This window comes from Chlamydiales bacterium (assembly GCA_041395025.1).
GTDB lineage: Bacteria > Chlamydiota > Chlamydiia > Chlamydiales > JAAKFR01 > JAJACP01.
In genome coordinates this window covers 1153971-1176327 of the sequence record JAWLBH010000001.1, presented here as the reverse complement: position 1 = coordinate 1176327, position 22357 = coordinate 1153971, and the positions used below count along the sequence as shown (strand labels likewise).

Genomic DNA, 22357 nt, shown 5'->3' with positions numbered 1-22357 from the left:
CTCAGCTGCTGATACAAAGCGTCATCTCATTTACTGGAAATCGCACCTTGGCGCCTAGTCGTGCATATCAAATACTGCTCTTCTCAGTAAGGAGCGACAGTACCTATCAGAAACCCCAGCCTCCAAAGAATCCAAACGGACAAGTGCAACAACTAAACTAATCACTACATCTCATCCCTTTCCTCTCTTCCTCAGCTATGCTGTCTCTCCTCTCAACTGGCTCAAAGAAAAGCCCACATTGAGCCTAAAGAAACTCAAAGAGAGTTGAGGACGTGATCGTGTCCTATGGGAAGACGAAATCACTCGCTATGCACGGATTGAAAAGGGATACCCTCTATACGTCTAAAAAATCTTCTGCTTAAAGAAATTATATCTTTCTGATGCTCAACAAATCTATGTTTGAATTCTAACGAATTACTATTTTTTAGGGCTCGATTTTTAGTAAAAAAACCTGAATCCTTTTCTTTTAATTCCTTAGCTTCATTATAAATAGACCGACATTTTACCGCGGAAATAATTAATAAAACAATTGGAACTAAAGGAGTTAATGATCCTAAAGTCATTTGTACTGCTAGTATCTGATGCTGTGTAAGAACTTGATTCAACAGATTGGGATAGACGATTGTCGAGATCAATAGCGCCAAAGGAATCAGACAACTAAGCGCTGTAAGGGCAATTTTTGTAATAGATACAGATTTCAAAGCTGCATAATAATGTTGTCTAGCCTGTTCAGCAACAATGTCCAAATTGTTGAATTCTGCAAATTTCTTAAGATTGAACAAACCGATGCGAACATGCTTCTCTAAGCTGCCGCCTTTAGGGTACACATTCCCCCGCTTTGTCAATAAACCCACAGGCTTAGTATCTAAAATAGTAATTTCATTTTTTTGTGTTAATCGAATATTATCAATGCTAATGTCGGTATACCCAGTTTCCTCAATAAGGGCGATTACATTAGAGGCATAGCACTTTTGAAGTTCCTCATTTTTCAAAGCTTTAACTGTCTCTTCAGAACTTAAAACGTCTAATTTTTTACTCAATACAAAATACTGTTTTGTGACATCTGTTCCTGTTGAATCTATTGTTAAATAAGGGATTGCATATTCTTCCGGCATAACCAGATCGATTCCGCGTCGCTGGGCGGCTTGACGTAACCTGTCTCTCATCTCGAAGCGTAATAGAGAATCATGCTGGGTAGATATTGCGAATTCATTGTGATCATTTGCAAGCAACGGTGGTATTAAATCTTCTGAAATTCTCCTTGCTCCAGATTTAATGATCCAACCATCTAGTCCTTCATGTTCACAGACGCTGTAGTAAGGAATTATTTCCAGATCTTCTAAGGAGTTATTAAAAAGAAGTTTTGAAGAGAGCAATTTAAAACCATGTTTTTTTAAAACTTCTCCTCTTTTCTTAATTTCTTCAGGCTCATATGTCAATGTTTCAGATAAAACTTTTTGCACATCCTCGTTGTAACAAGTAATTGTTTGAGCTCTTTGAATCACCCAGTCATCGGGGCATTTATACTTACCTATCGTTAGGTTCCCTTCAAGGTCAATGGGACTTACAGTTGTATTACTATAAAAAAAAGACCTAAAATACTCCCAAGTCGAAGGAGTCGATAAAGGAAACATATATCACCCGCCTAGTTTTTTTTAAAAATTTTAACAGATTTTAATTAACCCACATTATTTAAATAAATTCTTTATATAATAAGGTATATAATAAGGTAGAGGCATAGACCCTAATAGGGATCATCTTTCCCCAATTGACTAGAAAGATTGAGGAAATTTTGGAACTCATAGGAATAGAATCCAAAACTTCTTGCGAGAGAAAATCGATTCTGGTTAACTCTCTTTTGTTCAGAGTATTACTACGAATGGGACTCATAACTCGTAGGTCGCAGGTTTAAGTCCTGCTTTCTTCAATCTTTATTCTTAACGACTTAGCTCCTATTTGCACCTCTTGAAACCTTGACACCCCAGCTTACGGAGAAGTAAAATGATTACCAGTTTTTATGAAAGTAGAAACGATGTCTAAAATGCATGCTGATGAGTTCCATATCGATCAGCCCCTTGTACAACAACTCATCCAGCAACAATTTCCTGCATGGGCAGGCCTAGAGCTTAAAATCGTCTTTTCTACAGGTACGGACCATGCCCTTTACAAGCTTGGCAACGAGATGGTCATACGATTGCCAAAGATTGGTTGGGCTGTAGAAAATGTGGATAAGGAATACTTATGGCTGCCCAAAATAGCTCCTTTTCTACCGACTTCGATTCCTATCCCACTTGCTAGAGGTGAACCTACAAACGATTATCCTTACCCATGGTCGATTTATCGTTGGCTTGAGGGAAGCAATCCAAAAGTTGGTGCTCTTCAAAATCCAACAGTACTGGCACATCAACTGGCTGCGTTTATTCAGGCTATGCACGGCATAGTTCTATCCAATGGTCCCCACTCCAATCGGGGTGTGCCTTTAATAGAAAAAGACCTTAAAACTCAGCAGGCTATAGAAAAATTAGAGGGAATGATTGATGTACCGTTAGTGACGCAGATCTGGGAAAAAGCTTTAAAGGCACCTCAGTGGTTAAAACCTCCAGTCTGGATACATGGCGATCTTTCGCCAGGCAACCTTCTACAAGTTAATGGTGATCTTAGTGCAGTGATCGATTTTGGTAGTCTAGGCATCGGTGATCCTGCTTCTGATCTCATCATCGCATGGAACCTTTTACCCTCCTACACACGAGCGATCTTCCGCTCTGCTCTACAAGTCGATGATGAAATGTGGATAAGAGGACAAGGCTGGGCGCTATCAAATGCTCTGATTGCCCTCCCCTACTACAAAGATACAAACCCGACTCTTGCGAACAATGCTCGCTATGTCATTTCAGAAGTAATTGCAGATACCAAAAGAGGAGGAGTACTCTAAGAAGAGGAGTATTCTTTTTCTCTCCCACCAAAGAAAATCAAAAACACATCGTCTATGAATGGTTAGAACAAAAATATATTCGGGAATAGATTTATGGAAAAGGTCTCAATAATACCTTAAATGGTTTAGAAAACTTTTTTCAGGGAACTTCGGATACCACTTATTGGATCGGCTATGATTACAATACTCCCTTTACCTTTCTCATGACTTCTTTTGATAGTCCCAACACGATCCACACTGGATCTCTTTGCGATCCCAACTACATAGGCAAGGGGCGCGCTGCTACTATGATTCGAGATTTTCTTCTCATTCAATTCTCAAATGTAAAAAAAGTGCTTATAGACCCAGAAGCTACCAATACACGAGCTATCCATGTTTATGAGAAAGTAGGTTTTAAAATTATTGGAGAATTTATTGCTAGCTGATACCCTGTGCCCCACTATCAAATATCGCTCGAAATGAAGGTTCTATTGAACTCTCATTAAACAAATTATTTCAATATGTTAACAAAAAAAATTATGATTTTCGGAATACCTGGTAGCGGCAAGTCCACCTTTGCCCTCCATTTGAGCGAAATACTGCAGCTCCCTCTCCATCATTTGGACCGTTATTTTTTTATCGAAGGATGGAAAGAACGTAAATACGAAGACTTTTTGGAAATTCAAACGAATTTAGTGAAACAAGAATCTTGGATCATCGATGGGAATGCAATCAAGTCTTTAGAATTGCGCTATAGTCAAGCCCACATGGTTTTATATTTTCGATTTAATCGTTTATTGTGTTTGTATCGTATTTTTAAACGATTAGTTTTTAAAGATCATCGCATTTCAGATCGTGCAGAAGGATGCTCTGAATGCATTCGATTTCGTTTAATTCGATACCTATGGGGATTTAACGAGCGCGTAAGGATGACGATCGGTGAACTACAAGAAAAATATCCTCATGTTCAGTTTTACGAATTTCATTATCAAAGAGATCTAAGTGCTTTTTTAGACAAAATGAAGCAAGAGATGTCTGGAAACCACAATGTTCATCCCCTCAAGATAAGGGGGCTTTTTGATAAAAAGCTTGAAAGCACTTCAAGTAAACAAACTAAAAAAATCATTGTGGTACCTTATAACCCTGAGTGGGCTAAAATCTTTGAAAGAGAGGCTGTAAAAATTCATGAGGTTCTAGGATCAAATTGTTTGACCATTCATCATATCGGTTCTACTTCTGTGCTGGGTCTTTCTGCTAAACCAGTCATTGATATGATCGGAGTTGTTGGTAATCCTGAAATGGCAATTCAGCCTCTCGAAAGTCTAGGGTTCACGTATAAGGGAGAGTACAATATCCCGATGCGACTTTATTTTAGTCGTTCTGAAGGCATAGATGTTAACCTTCACATATACAAGGAAGAACATCCTGAAATTGAACTCAACCTTCTTTTCAGAGATTATTTGCAGAACCATCCACAAGTACGTAATGAGTATGCAGAGCTAAAAAGTAAACTTCTGCAAGAAAAATCTTCATATGAAAAAAATCATTCCCCTTTCACCGGATATAATCTAGGAAAAGCTGCTTTCATCAGTAAAATCTTAAAGGCTGCAAATTTTAATCATTTACGCATTATGAAATGTACTCACTATGCTGAGTGGGATACAGCCAAAAGACTCAGGCAACAGTACTTCTTTAATCCTTTATCCATCACCGACCCTTATACTTGGACTTTCGATCATAAAGAGCATGCTCATCTCATTTTTTATAAAGGCGTGGATATAGTCGGATACGCTCACATTCAGTTTTGGCCAGGCCAGAGAGCCGCTTTAAGAATTATTGTGATTGATGAAGCCTACCGACATAATGGCTTAGGTAGTCAATTTTTACATATGTGTGAGCAGTGGCTAAAAATTCAGGGCATCCTGTCTTTGCATAATGAAGTGCAACCAAATTCTATGAAATTCTATCAAAAAAATGGATATACGAAGATGCCATTCAATGATCCGAATGGGACGCCTACCTGTCCTCCAGATGCAGCTATGGGGAAAATATTATGAAAGCCAAAACAATTAATACACATGATCAGATAAAGTCTATTATGTCTCATCCAGAAAGCTAAGGCACTTTTAGATGTAACACTCTTGAAAGTTGCACACTATGGCTTTAAATGCATGCGTAACTTTAAATATGCACAAGAGAAAATTTATTTTTGATTCCCTCTTTCATAACTTACGAATAATCAGCTTTCAATATGACTCGCTAGAAATTCTCCCAAAGAGCTTTTATAATGAGTAACTCTCTTTGCAACTTCTTGTCGAGATAGTGGGGTTACAGGAAAAAACATTCTAAAAAACATTGCTACCCTCCCCCATCTTTCTTCATTGCGACTTCTTACTAATATAAGATGGGCATAAAATAAAGGTTGCGTTTGACCTGCAATCTTTCCTGTTTTGTCAAAGAAATGCATGACGACTTCCTCTTTGAACTCACCCTCTGCCCAAAGAGCGACTTTTTGAGCTAATGCTAACACATGAGTATACTGCTCCTTATCTAATTCAAGGAAATTTTTTGCAGGCTTTGCAGGGTTTGGAACAAGTAAAAAATGCATCTGCTCTCCACCTGTACGCAAAGGAGCATAATTATAAAGAAGAAGTATTTCATTATCCTTATCAGGCATACTATTAGGAAATACCATTTGCTTATCAATGACTTCTTGACTGGTAAGTGCTCCTTGACCATTTTTTTGACCCACTGAACTACTTTCTGTTACATGATTTAAATCCCAAAAACTGCTCTCCCTAGCCAGGAATTCCTCGGACATCCTCTTAACAGGGAAAATAGTGCGAAATAATACTTTTGTTTGTTGCCAAATACTGTAGATTTTTCTAGTTACACAATGATCTAGATAATTCGGTAAATTTGCATAAGCGGTGACTTGCCAAACAGGAGACTCATTTGATCGAAGTTTTGCATATAAATTTTCTTCATTAAGCTCAGAAAGAAGGGATGGGCTTTTTGGTTTAATATCAACAGATCTGATTGAGAGAGGATGTTGTGCGATTTCAATTTTTGTTGAATTGTTTTGATATAAAGGAAGTGTAGAGCAGAAAGGAACTGATGCATTTAAAGTTGTCATGTACATCCACAAAAAAAATTTATGATTAATCGTTTTCGTTTCATGGCTTCAAGGCTATTGATAAAATGTTTTAGAGAAAGGAATATATTTTTTCACTCTCTCTACTCTTGCTCAGTCTCTTTAATAATCTTAAACTACCCGATTTTTATGATTTGCTCAAGAATGGACTAGTCAATTGTGATTTCACTTGATGATCCAGGAGATGCGATTCTCGAAAAATTCTATAAATGAGAAGATCCATCGACATGGCGTGATTATAATGCTCAAACTTCTTCGATATCTGAAATTATCTTGTAATCAATGTAGTAAATCACAAATTCATAGAATATTAAATATATATGTTATATAACTATATCAATATTAAGCATACAGATATTTCATGGCTTCAGCTCTTTTTAACACCCCCCAAAATACAGCTCGCTTCTCTGTGCAATCGATGAGTACACCTGGATATCTTCTGATAGCTTTAGGGGTAATTGCTTTAATAGGAAGTGTAGTCGCTACTTGTTGTTTATATTATCAGCTAGGCTCTCTCTCTCTTTCGATTGCAGGAGCCGGCATGATCATCTGTATGTTAAACTCTATATTGAGTAAATACTTTTGTCTAAAAAAGACTGACTTGTTCAACAATCAATATCAACTAAAAGGCAATAATACACAGAAGAAGCATAAAATCACATTCTTCTTTTATGAGAAAAAAAAGGGGGGGAAATCAATAAAGACAGATAAACAACATCTTCGAAATTCTAATAATCAACCTTCCTCTTCACATGCCGACGAGAAATCTCAAGTTGTAGAGCCCTTCATACAAAATAACGAAGAAAGCTTACAACAACTCCCCCCAATCATTGCTCAACACCAGGATGATCAAGAAGAGAGTATCTCTGCTAAAAAGAACGAGCCATCCCTACAAAATTTAAAAAAATTGCATATAAAATCAAAGAAAGATTTAGAGGGACTCAAAGATGATGAGTTAAATACACTAACTGTAGAAATACTAAATAAAATTGATAATCAAGTAGTATGGGATGTTCTTGGTCAACGCCTTAAAACAATTGAGAATAAGAAATCATCATTCAAATTAGATTTCAAGGAACTTGAAAATCTTAGCTTCTTAATCGTAGATCTAAAATACCTAACAGCTAACGATATTAATACTAATCCTAAAAAATTTCCTCCAATTACATTTTTACTTATTGATATTAATGAGTTGAAAAAAATTCAAATTCAAAAACTGACCGATCAACAATTACAGTTGATTTTCTTGGCGACTGATCAATCTGATACGGATTATTTCATACAACGACTGACACACGATCAAATTACTCAGTGCATTAACAAGATAGAAAATTCATCCTTACTCAAGACATCCTTACTCAAGAATCTTAGTGAAGAGCAAGTCTTGAATTTAGATTTTGCAAAAATAGATAAAGATATTTTTAATCTGCTTTTTAGTTTAGATGAGAGTCAACGATTCAATGCTAACGTCCTTCTTCCTAAATTTAAAGTAGACAAAATCTATGACCTCATCCCCTACTTCTCCAAGGAACACTTCGAATACATCAGTGATGAGCAAGTTAAAAATATAGATTTCTCAAAATTCATACAAATACTAAAAAACGACGGGGATCGGTGCAATCGGCAAGGGATCTCAGAGATGATCCGTATTCTCTTCTCCACTGACACTAAAGATAGTCAAGAATCAAAAGCTATGAGACGGATTCCTAAACTCTCTGTTGAAGACATCTATGACCTCATCCTCTACTTCTCGAAAGAACACTTCAAACACATCAGTGATAATCAAATTAAAAATATATTGTTCTCAACATTCATAAAGATACTAGAAGACGAGTTCGATAAGGAAGAGATCTCAGAGATTATCGATATTCTCTTCCCCACCGAAGGTACTGACTCAGTCAAAGAAAATGTCACGCGTTTGTCGGGACTGCCTAATAATGCAATCTCATTCTTAAAGAAATATTTGAGTAGTAAAGCTAATTCTTTGCTCGAAGATCGTATGCCGCCTGAACAAACATAATCTCTAAAGATATGCAAAAAAACTCCATCTGTATTTCTTCTATTACATCGATTTTCTTTTCGATCTATAGAATTTTGAAAAATAAAAACTGAGTCATCCAAAATTCTGTTATCTTTATCATTTTACTATTGCTCACTTTCTCATAAGCAATATCTCTTAGACTGTCGGCTCAAAAATTCGAATGAATTAGGTGATATCGTTAAGCTAAAAAGATATTCATATCATTGACTTAATTTGAAAAATAGAAATTTGCTACATCGAAAATTGACTTATTACCTCACATGATTTAGATTTTTAGTCTTTCTAGGTTTGAAATAGCGATGTCTTCTATTTTAAAAGTTAGTCACTTAAAGAAAAAATATCAAAAAAATCTCCCTGTCTTTGCTGTCGATGATATTTCCTTTGAATTACGAAAGGGAGAGATTTTAGGGTTACTTGGGCCTAACGGCTCAGGAAAAACGACGACCATTCAAATGCTTTTAGGAACCTTAGCAATCACCTCGGGATCGATTTTTTACTTTGGTAAAGATTTTCTAAAACACCGTTCTGAGATCTTACAACATGTTTCCTTCGCAAGTACTTATACCAGCCTACCGTCTATTCTCACCGTAGAAGAAAATTTAAAATGCTTCGGTCGACTATACAACATAAAAAATATACAAAACAAAATCCATCCCCTGTTAACCCGTTTTGGCCTTATAGAAAAAAGAGACAAAAAAGTCTCTTCTCTTTCTGCAGGACAAGTGACACGATTAATGCTTGTAAAAGCCTTTTTTACAAACCCTCAAATTGCTCTCCTTGATGAACCAACTGCCTCTCTTGATCCTGATATTGCTCACGATGTCTGCTCGTTTCTTTTAGAAAAACGGAAAGAAACGGGTTTATCTATCCTGTTTACTTCTCATAAAATGGCAGAAGTCGCTGAAGTGTGCGATCGTGTGATTGTCCTTAAAAAAGGCAAATTAATCGCGAATGATCTTCCTAAGAATTTAGCAAAAAGTGTCTCTTTCTTTCGTTTACATTTAACGATTACTGATGGAATGCAAAGAACGATGGCATTGGCAAAAGATAAAAAGATGTCTTTTGAAATTATTCATCGGACAATTACTTGTAATCTTGAGGAAAAAGAGATTCCTAGTTTTTTGAATGGACTGATGGAAGCAAAAGTATCTTACACAAACATTCGAATTGAAGAACCCACTCTTCAGGATTATTTTCTCACTATTTTTGGATCACAATAATGAATCTTCAACGCATTCTAGGAATATTCTTTCGCTATACTTATGTCATGCAAAAAGGACTTATGCACCTTTCAGATCTTTTTTACTGGCCACTAGTAGATATTCTCCTTTGGGGTCTAGCTTCTATCTGGATCCAATCTCAAGAGATGCATAGAGAAGACCTACCTCTTATTTTGATGACAGCATTGATCTTCTGGCAAATTAGCTGGAGAGGATCTGTAGATATTTCGATTAGCCTATTAGAGGAGTTATGGCAAAGAAATATGGTAAACTTATTCTCTACTCCTCTTAAATTTTCCGAATGGATAACTGGAATGATTCTTGTCTCTCTTTGCAAGTTAACCTTAACTGTCAGTTTTGGGGCATTGATTGTCTACCTTCTCTACACAATAAACGTATTTACAATTGGTTGGGCATTTCTTCCATTTGCTCTTTCTTTGATACTATTCGGTTGGACTATGGGATTTCTTGCTTCCAGTGCGATTGTCTATTGGGGTCACAGTGTACAAATGTTTGCGTGGATGATTGGAGGGTTGTTTGCTCCGTTTAGTGGCGTATTTTATCCTGTAGCAATTTTACCAAAATGGGCACAAATAATTTCTTATTGTTTACCAACAACTTACATTTTTGAAGGCATGAGATCTATTCTCACGACAGGTGTTTTTCCTTTTCACAACTTTCTTATCAGTATTGGGATGAGTATTCTTTTTCTGATGGGTTCTATTTTTCTATTTAAATTTATGTTTGAAAAAAGTCGTAATAAGGGATTTGGAAACCTGAATTGATGATAAAAAAAGAATTTTAAGAAAAGTCTACTACAACCTTTGTTTAAAGAGTTTACCTTCTCACTTTTTTTCTGATAGACGAGCTGTCTCATTTTTCGATATCAAGAAAGATAGGATAAACGTTTCTGTATTCAGGATACTAATCACTCTTTTCTTGAAACAGTCAATGATCAAACTCACCTCCTAAATCTATGGTGTGTGAATAGAAAATATTTAAACATGAGTAAACATTGCAAAAAAAATCGCTGGATTGTTTCTAGAAAATGGATATCGATAGCAAGAGAAAAAAACTCTATCATGTTTTGAAAGAAGAATCCGATAGAGGAAATTAGATCACCTCTTCAAAAATTATTTTTTTATTTTAAAAACAAATAATTGAATGTATAAATTCTTTCACTTTACAAGTATCTAACTACTATTTAAAATAAGAATTAATTTTGTTAAAATAAAAAAGTATATGCATACAGTTCATCAAATCACTTGTCATTTTCCTTGTTGTCAAAATTCACAAAGTGCTCAGACAAATCTTTCTATTGGACTTAGAGTGACTGCAGTTGCTATTGGAACAATTCTCGCTATCGGGGGCAGTCTAATACTATCCAATGTACCGGGAATAGGCAGTTTTGGACATCCCGTTGGATGGGCAGCAATCTCGACAAGCGTGGTACTAGTTCCAATAGGGATATGCATCAAGTGTGTCAAGAATAAAGTCTTGGAGAATCAATCTATCGTGGATAATCAACCTATTGTTGTTACAAAGAAGCAGATAGAATATACCCCTTCGTGTCTCTTGGAACAAAAGGTGAAATATACTTCTTTTTATCTTTCGGAAGAAGAATTGCAATTCATCACAGAAGCTCTTGTCGAAGCTATTAACGGACAAATACATCATAATTCCTCAGAAGACTCAATGAAGAATCAAAATAGCATTTTCATTCGCTACGATGAAGGTAAGATCGTCGAAACAATAGAAAGTCTTATTAAGAAAGCAACTGTCACTAATCAAAAGAAGAGAGATAAAATAAAAAAAAGATATTCATTATTAGATGATTCAAAGAGATCTCCATTATCCCGCAATCAGTTTTGTATAGGAATTGCAGCAACAAAACTTAAAAAATATAATTTTATCTATAGCTATAAGTTGGATACGGCGAATAAAGGTTATTGGATCCAAACAGAATCTCCATAGAGCAAAAAGCGTATTGAAAAAATAATTACTATATAAACTATGTTATTGATTTTTTATACAACTCTATGGCATTATTAATCTTTAACCTTAAAAATTAATAATTTCTGCTTACTATACTCTATATGGAGTTTACCAATCACATTCAATCTGTCAAATTTGAACAATATGATCATTCTTCAAAAGAAGACCACACTGGTCAGTTAAATATTACCTCCTTTGTTCGAATAAATCAACGGATTCATTCGTCAAAGAAGTGGGCTATTGTCGCTATCGTTGTAGGCACATTTTTTCTAACAGCCATTGGTGGTTTTGGAGTTGTTGGTCTTCTCCAATCTCATGGATTGATTGCACTGCCACACTCTCTTCAGTGGCTTGCATCTGCAATAGGCACGATTAGTCAAACAACTCATTTTTGGGGTTTATGGACAGTTGTGGGTAGTGGCCTATTGATAGGAACTAGCCTAATAACATGCGGTATCCTTCGGATAAAAAAATCCCTGCTCTCTCTAGTTCTAGATGATTTTTCTAAATCAAACGAGATAACAGACCTTATGACTTGGGCTTTACAAGCTCCTTTGCATTGGTGTGTTAGAACATTTTTTTCTATATTTTATGCAATTAACCCATACTCATCGGTTGTGGGGTAGATAATCAAAAAAATCTTTAAATTCATTGCTTTCATTATTTTAATGATTCCTGCCTCCTTAATTTATGGCTTAGGAATAATCACTTCTTACCTATTTAATACTCCTCAAATAGATCCCTCTATGTTACACCTTGGTCCCCCAAATTTTCGCCCTCTCGAAGATGATTTGAATCATGATCTAAACACTCTAAAAAAATGGATTAACGAAGAAGATGGGTAAAAATACAAAAACGAGTTTGCATTGATGATTGATAATATTACAAAGAAACATGAGAGCATTATCGTTTCCTGGGATTTACCAAAAACGTTTTTCGATGATATAACCGTTTATCTTCAAAATCTCATTGCGATCTTAAATAAAAAACCAAATAAGAAACGTTCGGTGCTCATTGCATTGGCAGAAGCGTCTAGTGTCTGTCCTCCTACCTGGTATGAAATCGCGCGCCGAGAAGTTTTATCATTACTCAATATTCATAGTCCAGAAGATCAGTTACTTCAATGGATTCAAGAGATGAAAGAAGAGATTATCTTAAATGTCGTCCAAAATAAGATAAGAAGTGATTGGCATGGGATAAATTTTATCAGAATTGCTGAAAACTTCTATGACAATGAGAAGATCAATCGACATGGAGTGATCATGCTTCTCAAAATTCTCCGCTATGTGAAAACATAACCTCTTGTAATCCATATGATAGGTGAAAAATTCATAGATATTTAAACTGTATAAAAGTAAAATTATTTTATGGCTCTATCTGTTCACAATACTTTCACGAATAAACCTCGCTCATCTGTCAAATCGATGAGCAAACCTGGCTATCTTCTGATAGCCTTAGGGGTGATTGCTTTAATAGGCAGCTTAGTCGCTGCTGGCTGTTTATATGCTCAGCTAGGCTCTCTCTCTTTCTCCATTGGAGGAGCGGGCATGATCATCTGTATCTTAAACTCTGTATTGAGTAAATACTGTTGTCTAAAAAAGACTAACAGGCACTCCTCTTTAAATAAGACAAAAGATGCAAAAAAGCGTATCCGAGATAAGCCTCCCATGCAAAACAATGGAAATATCTCACCACCACTTCCCCCAACCATTCCTCAACACCAGGCTCATCAACAAGAGAATATCTCTGCTAAAAAGAACGAGCCATTTGCACTCGATTTAAAAAAATTGTATCCGACCTCAGAGGAAGAGTTAGAGTCATTCACAGATGATGAGTTAAAAAAAATAGTAGCATCATCATTACTATGGTTGAATAATGAGAAAGTATGGAATATTATTGGTCAACGCCTTAAAACAATTGAGAATAATAAACAACTAGTCGGTTTAGACAACACCCTACTCGTAGATCTAAAATACCTAACAGCTAACGATATTAATACTAATCCTAAAAAATTTCCTCCAATTACATTTTTACTTATTGATATTAATGAGTTGAAAAAAATTCAAATTCAAAAACTGGATGATCAACAATTACAGTTGATTTTCTCGGCGACCGATCAATCTAATACGGATTATTTCATACAACGACTGACACACGATCAAATTACTCAGTGCATTAACAAGACCAAATATACATCCTCCCTCAAGAAACTCTTATTCATGAATCTTAGTGAAGAGCAAGTCTTGAATTTAGATTTTTCAAAAATAGATAAAGATATTTTTAATCTGATTTTTAGTTTAGATGAGAGTCAACGATTCAATGCTAACGTCCTTCTTCCTAAATTTAAAGTAGACAAAATCTATGACCTCATCCCCTACTTCTCCAAGGAACACTTCGAACACATCAGTGATGAGCAAGTTAAAAATATGGATTTCTCACATTTAAGAAAGATTCGTAATAAACAAGATTACAGTGCCCTAGCCGATAATAAAGAGAAAATGAAAGCGATTGTAAATATTCTCTTCTCCACTGAAAATGGTCAAAACTCAAAAGCTGCTAAACGCATTCCTACGCTTTCAACTGAGAATATTGACGCACTCATGCCTTATTCCTCGATAGAACAATGGAAATACATCCATGATGATCAAATTGACAAAATAGATCTCTCAAAATGGATGCGCTCACTACTAATAACAGTACTTAAAGATGAGCAAGAAATAAGAGAGATGGTGAACATTCTCTTCTCCACTGAAAATGGTCAAAACTCAAAAGCTGCGAAATGGATGCCTAAAATCTCGAATGCCATCATCGAGAACCTCATCCCCTACTTCTCCAACGAACACTTCGAATACATCAGTGATGAGCAAGTTAAAAATATGAGTTTCTCAAACATCCTAAAGGGACTAACAAAAGCAAAATATGGTGACAAAGAGAGAAAAGAGATGGTGAATACTCTCTTCTCCACCCAAGGTGACACAGAATCAAGAGCTGCCAAACGCATTCCTCAACTCTCATGTTTCAACATCTATAAACTCATCCCCTACTTCTCTAACGAACACTTCGAACACATCAGTGATGAGCAAGTTGAAAATATGAATTTCCCAGAACTTATAGAACAACTAAAAACAGCAGGATATACAGAAGAACAAATACGACCGATTGTAAATATTCTCTTCTCCACTGCAGGTGGTAACGAATCAAAAGCTGCTAAATATATTTCTGGAGCCTCAAGTCGGCACATCATGGTTTTGTTCTCTTACTTATCTAACGAGCAGCTTGAATGTTGTATTCCTACAATCTTAGACGTTGACAAACTCCTTGAGCTTGTCAACAATTACTTCGATAAAACACACTATCAATACATCAGCAATGCTCAAGCTAATATGGTGCTGAATTTCCAAAAAGTCAAAAAGGAAAAACAAAGGGAAGTGTTTGATGAGCTCTTCTCCACTGTAGGTGGTGACGAATCAAAAGCTGCGAAACGGATGTCTAAAATCGTTCACATCAAGACAGTCCTTCCTTACTGTTCTTATGAACACTTGAAACACATTGCAGATTGGCAAGCTATCGATGTGATTAAGCATCTGGATTTCTCAAAAATGAATCCGGATCAACAGGCATTCTTCGATGATTTCTTCTCCACTGCAGGTGATGACAAATCAAAAGCTGCGGAACGCATTTCTATAATCCTAGACAAAAATAAGATGGACTTATTTCTCCCTTACTTCTCTGAAAAACACTTCGAATACATCAAAGACTACCAACTTCGTTATATAGATTTCTCAAAAATCCAGGAGGGAAAACGAAAGGCAGCCTGCAATACGCTCTGGTCCATTGAAGGTGGCAACGACTCAAAAGCTAAAAAACACTATTTTAATTTTAAAGCTAACGTTATTCAAGAGCTCCTTCCTTATTTCTCTGATGAGCAATCGAAATACCTTATTCCTAGGATTGCAACTGAGGAAATCTCAGAGCTTAGCTCTAACTTCTCTACGGAACATTTTAAATACATGACTAATTATCAAGCGTCTCATATAGATTTCTCAAAAATCCAGAAGGACAAACAAAAAGAATGCTTCAATAACCTTTATCCCATTGTAGAGAATGAAGGATTAAACAAGGATACAAAAATACGTATTGCGCAATTCTCAACTGAGAATATTCACCAAATCGTTCTTTGCTTTTCCAACAAGCACTGGGAATACATCACAGATGAGCAAGCTCAAAATATCGAATTCTCAAAAATCCTAAAGGAACTAAAAATAGCAAACTATACAGAACTACAAAAACAACAGATTTTGAGTATTGTGTTCAGCACTCAAGGTGGTGAACAATCAAAAGCTGCAAAACGGATTCCTCACCTCGGAGCTTGTAACATCGGGAAATTTGTTCGTTACTTTTCTAAAGAACAATGGGAATACTGGATTCCTAAACTCCTCAATAATTTTCAAGATATGATCTACTTTCTCGAATACTTGACAGATGAGCAATGGAAATCCCTCCGGCCTAACATTGAGATGAAAGACATTCCGTCACTTCTTTGTTGGTGCACAGAAAAGCAATGGGAATCCCTAGTTCCTATGCTCAAAGACAAAGTTAAAGAAATCATAAGCGACTTGGGCAAGGATCGATGGAAATCCCTGATTCCTGAAATTCCAGCTAAGCACATCCACATATTCATACCTTACTTCTCCTCTAAAGATTGGGACTCTATCACTAATCAACAAGCTTGCACACAGGGTTTCTTTAAAACAGCCATTGAAATAATAAAAGAAAGCGTCCAAGGATCCGATTCGCCCGAACAGCTTAGTCAGATTAAAAAAATTCTTAATACACTCCTCTCCACTAGGTTTAATACTGCATCAAAAGCTGCGCAACGGATTCCTCAACTCTCAATTGAGGATATTTTCGCATTCACGCCTTACTCTATTAAAGAATACTGGGAATATGTCAGTGATGAACAAGTTTGTACAGAGGGTTTCTTAGCAAACGTCATAGGGATACTAAAAGAGGCAGAATACACAGAGGAGGATATTGAACAACTTGTCAGTATTCTCTTCTCCAATAAGAAGGAAGGGGGCAATACGTCAAAATTTGATAGACGCATTAAGCAATTGAAAAATGAAGATTTAAAGAGATTCAAAAATTTCACAAAACAGTAGAAATACTCTAGAGATATCCCGTAATTGCTATCAGATCTCCTAGAATATTAAATTTACCGAGTAAAAATTTCTCTTTTACAATCATAAAACTTCCAAAAAGAATTTTCTTATATTAAAGTTTTTCATCGATTGTGTGATAAAAGATATAGGTGACAATCCTTAAATCGATTGAATAGACATTAAAAATATATTAAGATAATATAGTTCCATGATTTCACATCTTCATAGCATTTCTTCACAAAATACATTACATCAACCGCTCAAGATGAGCCACCGTGGATATCTTCTGATTGCTTTAGGCATTATTGCTTTAATAGGAAGTTTAGTCGCTGCTGGCTGTTTATATGCTCAGCTAGGCTCTCTCTCTTTCTCCATTGGAGGAGCAGGCATGATCATCTGTATCTTAAACTCTGTATTGAGTAAATATTTTTGTGTAAAAACACATTCAAAAGAAGTAGAAGAAAAATCATCTGAAGATTTAGAACTCCCTTCTATTGCAAAAGAAGTAAAAGAAAAATCATCTGAAGATTTAGAATTTCCTTTTATTAAAGATGTAGCAATAAAGAATGATCTTCTTAATCATGAATTACTCAATACTCCTGTCATCAAGATCATAGATCCATGTGAATCAAATCCATCGTCGATGCGTCTTTCTCGATTAAAGGGAAAAAAAACATTAAAGAATATCGAGATCATAGATCAGGGAAAAAAAACATTAAAGAATGAGGAAATAATAAACATCTTTAAAGATTGCATTAAAGATCTAGACAAAGATTTGCAAATTCAAGCAAGATTGTCCCGCTTGAATTTTCGATGGCGTAATCAAATTATACTCAAGGATTTACTATTCCCATGGTCTAATTCTCGTCTTAGGTTCATGTTAATGATGGACAATGAGTTAAATACACTACCTGTAACTATACTAGATCAATTTGATAATCAATTAGTATGGAGTGCCATTGGTCAACGCATTAAACACCTAATCAGCAAGCAAAAACCAGTCAATCTAAATTTTAATAAAAATGGGATTGTAGATCTCTTACTCATAGATCTACCACACCTCACAGCTGACAATATCCATATTGCTCCCAAAAAATTTCCTCCAATTACATTTTTACTTATTAATATTAATGAGTTGAAAAAAATTCAAACTCAAAAACTGACTTCTGAACAATTAGAGCTTATTTTCTCAACAACTGATCGTTGTAATACAGATTATTTCGTACAAAAACTGACACCCAAGCAAATTAATGCATGCGCTCACCTGATTACAAATACAAAATTATTCGCCAATCTTAGTAAAAATCAGATAGTGGATTTTGATTTCTCAAAAATCAACAAGAGGAAAAAACAGGAAGTCTTCGATATTCTCTTCTCTACTGATCCAGGTGATTTTGTGAAAGCCCAACTACTTGCTCGACTTTCAGTTAAAAAAATCTACACCCTTATCCCTTACTTCTCCAACAAACACTGGGAATATATCAGTGATGCGCAAACTATAGATTTTGATTTCTCAAAAATCAACAAGAGGAAAAAACAAGAAGTCTGCAATATTCTCTTCTCTACTGAGAATGACAATGCTTCAAAAGCAGCTAGGCTCTTGCCAAAATTGAAAAAAAAGCAGATTTCTAATATTACAAATGGTAATTATTTATCCAATGCAGCACGTGGCTATCTTGTAAAAAATTAGCTTTCTCCATGTTTTTTAATGAATCAGTAGCCATATACCGTAGAATTATCTCTTAGGTTGAAGAATTCAAAATAGATGGACTATATACCATCGCAAAATGATTCTTTTGAACATACAAATTCGATTGATTAGATAATTCAAAACCTAGTTTTCTATAGATCTCATATGCCGGCTTATTCTCGTTTAAGACTTCACACCAAATCATTTTGAATTTTTCCTGCAGACATTCTTGTTCTAAATACTTTCTAAATTTTTCAGTCATCCCCAACTTTACAGCATAGGGAAGACGAGCCAAGTCATGAAATTTTAATATATTTGTTTGATCTTTTTGGTATCCAAGGCATCCAAGAATTTTTTTATTTTGAGAACGGGCAACATAGAATTTTCCATTGTTCTGAAGGAATAAATTTTTCAATTGATCACCCTCCCCTCGGGGGTATGTCCATAATTTACCAAACGCATCACGACAAATGTCAATTATTTTCTCTTTATCTTCCAAGGGAGAATCATCGAAATTAAACTCTTCGATAGTAAACTCAGGTAACTCCCCTTTTAACCGCAAGAATTCTATCTCACAATTAATCTCTACTTGATGGTAGGAATCATGGCTCTTTATAGTGACTCCTTGAATCAATTCCAAAAATTCCTTCCACATGTTTATTAAACTCTCATTTGATGTAGCTAAAACTTTTTCTGAAATAGTGGCAAGATGATAGTAAAATCCATAGTGATCCAGAAAATTTGTACATCCTTGATTCAAAAAATTTCTAATCGCAAGTTTATGTATTTTATCTATAGAGACTTGTTGAAAAAACTCATTCAAAAATAAGAGGCATTCTAGTTTTCGAGACAATAATTGTTGTGTCACTAATTGCTTTTTATAAATTATAACAAGATAAGTAAGTGAGATTATACCTAATAAAAGCGAAGAAACAGACATAAAACTTAGCCCAATAAGACTGATAGATGCTAATGGACTAAGGATAGAACAATAATGCACCTGAGAAGTAAAACCACAAACTAGGTAACTAGTTGCTGAGACAGAAAGCGCTAGAATAGTGATTGCAACAATTGAAGTTACCCTTTTCTTAATAGGTGAAGATTGAATAGACAAACGAAAAAAATCAGTTTTTGAATAGGTTACACCATCCATAAGTTATTATGATAAATCTCAAAAGAGAAAAAAGATAGAAGGATTTTTGGGTATGTCGATCCAATAAGTTTTTCTAAATTCATACCAATTTTTCCCATTCTAGAAAAATATAGTTAGATTAAAATTTTTATTTCTAATACATTACATGGGAAAAAGACCAGTCAGCCTAATAAAGATGAAGAAATGGTATCCAGGAAAACTTGTCTACCTAGATTTTTTTTATCATTAATTCAGCTTGGGTGACATTTACCTTAAAGGATATTTATGGAATTTATAAAAAATACAACAAAAAAAATGAAATATCTAATTTCTTTCGGAGTCTTATTATTTACTTGTTATGCGACAGTTGATGGTTATACAAAAGATGGACAGTATCCATATATAGGTCTAATCACAAATAAGATTGATTTGGATGGGATTGAAGTCTCTGATTTTAAATTTCAAGAAAATGAAAAAAAAATCATGCATGTTAATCCAAATGAAGAGTTTACCTGTTCGTTTCATTATGAAATTGATGGGCAATTTTTGGATACATTACATCTACATCACCTAGTGATTGGTTTGTATGATAATGGACCTGAAAATTGTGTTCTGCACTCTTTGGGTATCATGAATTCGATCGGAGATATAGAACTGCAACTAAAAGCTCCAAATAAACGAGGTACTTACGAGGTGCGTTTATCTAGAAGTGAAGGCATTTCTTGTCAAGAAGCAGAAAAAGAATGGTGGAAAGAAAGTTCTAGAAAAACTGTTCTCGGAGTAATTATTGTTTTATAAAAGTTGTCGTGTTTTTTTTCTATCCAGCCATTGGTGAAAAATCGCTTTTATACAACTCATCGGATTTTCGATGTCTCTTTTCAACTCAGATCATCTGTTTTAAAAGATATGTTTCTCCATTTTTTCAAACAAAGATTTTATTTTTCTTGTAATAGCTTTTTACCAATGTACACTTTATTGATGCTCCGTAAAACAAGATATAAATCTTGATGAAATTGGGAGATATATTTTTCTTTACAAACAACTCTTTGAAAGATCCTTTCATCAGGAAAAATTTTCTCAAAAAAAACTACTTGATAAAAAATCAACTAATATAGAAAAATTTTTGCTTACAACTTTAAACCGCTTATTTTAATCAAAATCATTACATAAAACAGGGTTTTTTATGGCCTTTTCGCTATCTGTTGGATATCATACAAAAAATACAGTAAAAGAGCATAATGATATGTACACCCATCGTTCACTCAATCTTGATGATCAGAATTCGATCAATCTCGATTATCAGAATGAAGAAAAAATTTATAAAAAGATAGCTTGTCAAAGAAATTTGGGTAATCTATTAGGCTACCTTCCTGGTTTAGGTATTATAGCCGGAGCAGCTCGTATTCATAAAGGCTATACCAACTTAAAGAATGAACGATCTCCTGCTCATAGATGTCAATGTGGTTATTTACCAATAGTACGTGGGACGACAGAAATCGCTGGAATAGGGATCATCTGGCTGATTCCTGATCTCATAGCTTCTATACGGATGCATGCGAGGAAACCTCAGGTGCATGTGAGTGAGCCTAATGATTTCGATGATAACACATGGAACACTGCCCAATCCAAACCTAAGCGATCAACAACAGTGTTTGAGTGTGAAGGATCTTTGGCCGGAAGTCATTTTACCACAAGTTTAATACTCAACCAACAAAAGGCTAGTGCAATTGAAAGGCTAAATAATTCTTAGTATTTTTCTAAAAAATTTAAATTATAGAATAGTTTTTATTTGTTTTTTTTTATAAAAAGCATTACAATAGTTTTTTAAAAAAGACTATCTACTCATAAAATGCCTATTGCCATTGGATTCCATACAGAATCATCCTTATTCCTTGAATGTCAAAAAAATAGACAAGGCGATGATATTTGTATTTACATTAAGAATTCAGCCAAATGGACAAACTTAAGAAATATCGGAGGGTATTTTCCTGGAGTTGGGATCATTACAGGAGCATTCCGTTTGAGAGATGCCTATGCTACTCGGCAGATTCAAAATTCAAGTGATCCAATCAATCTCAAGGAAGAACGTTTATTAATCTTTCGCGGCGTAGTTGAAATCATGGGAGTGGGGATTCTTTTACTTATTCCAGATCTTATTGCTTCTGTAAAACTCCATTTGATCAAAAAAAAGGGTAAACTAATAAAGACTGAAACTATAACAGATGAAAAGTATTCCTCATACTTCCCTGGTTATGAAATAAAGAAAGTTAAACTAATAGAGACTCAACCTATAACAAATGACAAGTCTTCCTGATCTTTCTTATGAAACTTTTATATAGGAACTTTTAAAAATGTCTCTTATCGTTGGGTATCATGCTAAAACTTCCATAGAAAATACTTATCGAAACTTATTAGAAAAGGTAAAAACCTCGAATTAAGGCAAGCTTTATATCAAAGATCAGACAAACAAATATGCCACTCTCTCAGCAAACTTGAGGAATATCGGAGGATATATCCCAGTGATTAGTGTGATTGCAGGAGCATACCGCATCAAACAGGGATGGCAAATTCTTTCATTAAATCGCAAAATAGGATATTTAGCGGTTATCCGTGGTGTCATTGAAATAGTGGGTTTAGGTATTCTCTTCCTTATTCCCGATCTTATTGCCTCTGTAAAAATCCATCTCATCGATAGAATCAAAAACGATTGACCGGCTCTAGCCTTTATTAGGTAACAAGATGATCTTGGACTTTTTAGTTAATGAGATAAAAAAGCATTTAGGATAGCTACCCTAAATGCTTTTTATTCCAAAAACAATTTTCTAAGAACAATGCTTATCTTTTTTTCCTCCGAGAGAAATCAATAGCAAAATCCCAGAGGCCATCCCCACCAATCCAATGAGAACATTTCCCATCATCGGCATCACCATACTAGTCACTTGGAAAAGGCCACTAAAAAAAAGATAGACAGCCAAAAAAATTAACCCTAAATTCTTAACAATACACATAATCTCATACCTCGCTGTTGTTTATTTTTCCTTAAAATGTAAAT

The 22357-nt window shown here is 35.0% G+C and carries 20 protein-coding genes; 16 read left to right on the top strand and 4 right to left on the bottom strand.

Translation table 11 applies throughout. The features are described 5' to 3' along the window. Positions 1-299: 299 nt before the first annotated feature. Positions 300-1634: a hypothetical protein gene (locus R3E91_05400; GenBank protein ID MEZ5315623.1), complete on the bottom strand. Its 1335-nt coding sequence runs from the start codon at positions 1632-1634 to the stop codon at positions 300-302. 383 nt (positions 1635-2017) lie between these two features. Here R3E91_05400 and R3E91_05395 point away from each other — a divergent pair, with 383 nt between their 5' ends. The 3 genes from R3E91_05395 (at position 2018) to R3E91_05385 (ending at position 4968) form a co-directional block, all read left to right on the top strand. Continuing rightward, the gene (locus R3E91_05395) at positions 2018-2932 is read left to right on the top strand and encodes an aminoglycoside phosphotransferase family protein (GenBank protein MEZ5315622.1); all 915 of its coding nucleotides are present in this window, start codon (positions 2018-2020) and stop codon (positions 2930-2932) included. A gap of 89 nt (positions 2933-3021) precedes the next feature. Next, positions 3022-3357: a GNAT family N-acetyltransferase gene (locus R3E91_05390; protein MEZ5315621.1), complete on the top strand. Its 336-nt coding sequence runs from the start codon at positions 3022-3024 to the stop codon at positions 3355-3357. A 75-nt stretch (positions 3358-3432) separates the two neighbouring features. Beyond that, positions 3433-4968 carry a GNAT family N-acetyltransferase gene (locus R3E91_05385; protein MEZ5315620.1) on the top strand — a complete coding sequence of 512 codons (1536 nt, stop codon included), beginning with the start codon at positions 3433-3435 and terminating at the stop codon, positions 4966-4968. 182 nt (positions 4969-5150) lie between these two features. Here the strand turns inward: R3E91_05385 and R3E91_05380 are convergent, their stop codons facing one another. Further along, positions 5151-6047, bottom strand: a complete 897-nt coding sequence (locus R3E91_05380) for a hypothetical protein (GenBank protein MEZ5315619.1) — start codon at positions 6045-6047, stop codon at positions 5151-5153. A gap of 379 nt (positions 6048-6426) precedes the next feature. Here R3E91_05380 and R3E91_05375 point away from each other — a divergent pair, with 379 nt between their 5' ends. From R3E91_05375 to R3E91_05335, 9 genes are all read left to right on the top strand, one after another. Then, positions 6427-8085: a hypothetical protein gene (locus R3E91_05375; protein ID MEZ5315618.1), complete on the top strand. Its 1659-nt coding sequence runs from the start codon at positions 6427-6429 to the stop codon at positions 8083-8085. A 320-nt stretch (positions 8086-8405) separates the two neighbouring features. Continuing rightward, positions 8406-9326 (top strand): ABC transporter ATP-binding protein, encoded by a 921-nt coding sequence (locus R3E91_05370; GenBank protein ID MEZ5315617.1) that lies wholly within the window; start codon positions 8406-8408, stop codon positions 9324-9326. After that, complete coding sequence (locus R3E91_05365) at positions 9326-10111, top strand: ABC transporter permease (protein MEZ5315616.1); 786 nt, start codon at positions 9326-9328, stop codon at positions 10109-10111. Before R3E91_05370 ends, R3E91_05365 begins: the two co-directional genes overlap by 1 nt. A 457-nt stretch (positions 10112-10568) precedes the next feature. Beyond that, on the top strand, positions 10569-11300 hold the full coding sequence (locus R3E91_05360; protein ID MEZ5315615.1) for a hypothetical protein: 732 nt from the start codon (positions 10569-10571) through the stop codon (positions 11298-11300). 122 nt (positions 11301-11422) lie between these two features. After that, a complete protein-coding gene (locus R3E91_05355) occupies positions 11423-11947 on the top strand; it encodes a hypothetical protein (protein MEZ5315614.1) in 525 nt (174 codons plus the stop codon). A 42-nt stretch (positions 11948-11989) separates the two neighbouring features. Beyond that, positions 11990-12166, top strand: a complete 177-nt coding sequence (locus R3E91_05350; GenBank protein MEZ5315613.1) for a hypothetical protein — start codon at positions 11990-11992, stop codon at positions 12164-12166. Positions 12167-12187: 21 nt separating this feature from the next. After that, positions 12188-12619 carry a DUF1539 domain-containing protein gene (locus R3E91_05345; GenBank protein MEZ5315612.1) on the top strand — a complete coding sequence of 144 codons (432 nt, stop codon included), beginning with the start codon at positions 12188-12190 and terminating at the stop codon, positions 12617-12619. A 69-nt stretch (positions 12620-12688) separates the two neighbouring features. Further along, positions 12689-16483, top strand: coding sequence for a hypothetical protein (locus tag R3E91_05340; GenBank protein MEZ5315611.1), 3795 nt, complete (start codon positions 12689-12691; stop codon positions 16481-16483). A gap of 208 nt (positions 16484-16691) precedes the next feature. Continuing rightward, positions 16692-18173, top strand: a complete 1482-nt coding sequence (locus R3E91_05335; protein MEZ5315610.1) for a hypothetical protein — start codon at positions 16692-16694, stop codon at positions 18171-18173. A gap of 52 nt (positions 18174-18225) precedes the next feature. Here R3E91_05335 and R3E91_05330 read toward each other — a convergent pair whose 3' ends face one another. Further along, complete coding sequence (locus tag R3E91_05330) at positions 18226-19326, bottom strand: GNAT family N-acetyltransferase (protein MEZ5315609.1); 1101 nt, start codon at positions 19324-19326, stop codon at positions 18226-18228. A gap of 264 nt (positions 19327-19590) precedes the next feature. Here R3E91_05330 and R3E91_05325 point away from each other — a divergent pair, with 264 nt between their 5' ends. The 4 genes from R3E91_05325 to R3E91_05310 all read left to right on the top strand — a co-directional run bounded on the left by R3E91_05325 (position 19591) and on the right by R3E91_05310 (position 22016). Then, complete coding sequence (locus R3E91_05325; GenBank protein ID MEZ5315608.1) at positions 19591-20103, top strand: hypothetical protein; 513 nt, start codon at positions 19591-19593, stop codon at positions 20101-20103. Between the two features lie 385 nt (positions 20104-20488). Next, the gene (locus R3E91_05320) at positions 20489-21055 is read left to right on the top strand and encodes a hypothetical protein (GenBank protein ID MEZ5315607.1); all 567 of its coding nucleotides are present in this window, start codon (positions 20489-20491) and stop codon (positions 21053-21055) included. A gap of 99 nt (positions 21056-21154) precedes the next feature. Continuing rightward, positions 21155-21619 (top strand): hypothetical protein, encoded by a 465-nt coding sequence (locus R3E91_05315; protein MEZ5315606.1) that lies wholly within the window; start codon positions 21155-21157, stop codon positions 21617-21619. Positions 21620-21824: 205 nt separating this feature from the next. Next, entirely contained in the window at positions 21825-22016 is a 192-nt protein-coding gene (locus tag R3E91_05310) for a hypothetical protein (GenBank protein ID MEZ5315605.1), read from the top strand. A 111-nt stretch (positions 22017-22127) separates the two neighbouring features. On the opposite strand, the gene R3E91_05305 is transcribed toward R3E91_05310, so the two are convergent. Next, positions 22128-22313, bottom strand: a complete 186-nt coding sequence (locus R3E91_05305; protein ID MEZ5315604.1) for a hypothetical protein — start codon at positions 22311-22313, stop codon at positions 22128-22130. Between the last annotated feature and the right edge of the window lie 44 nt (positions 22314-22357).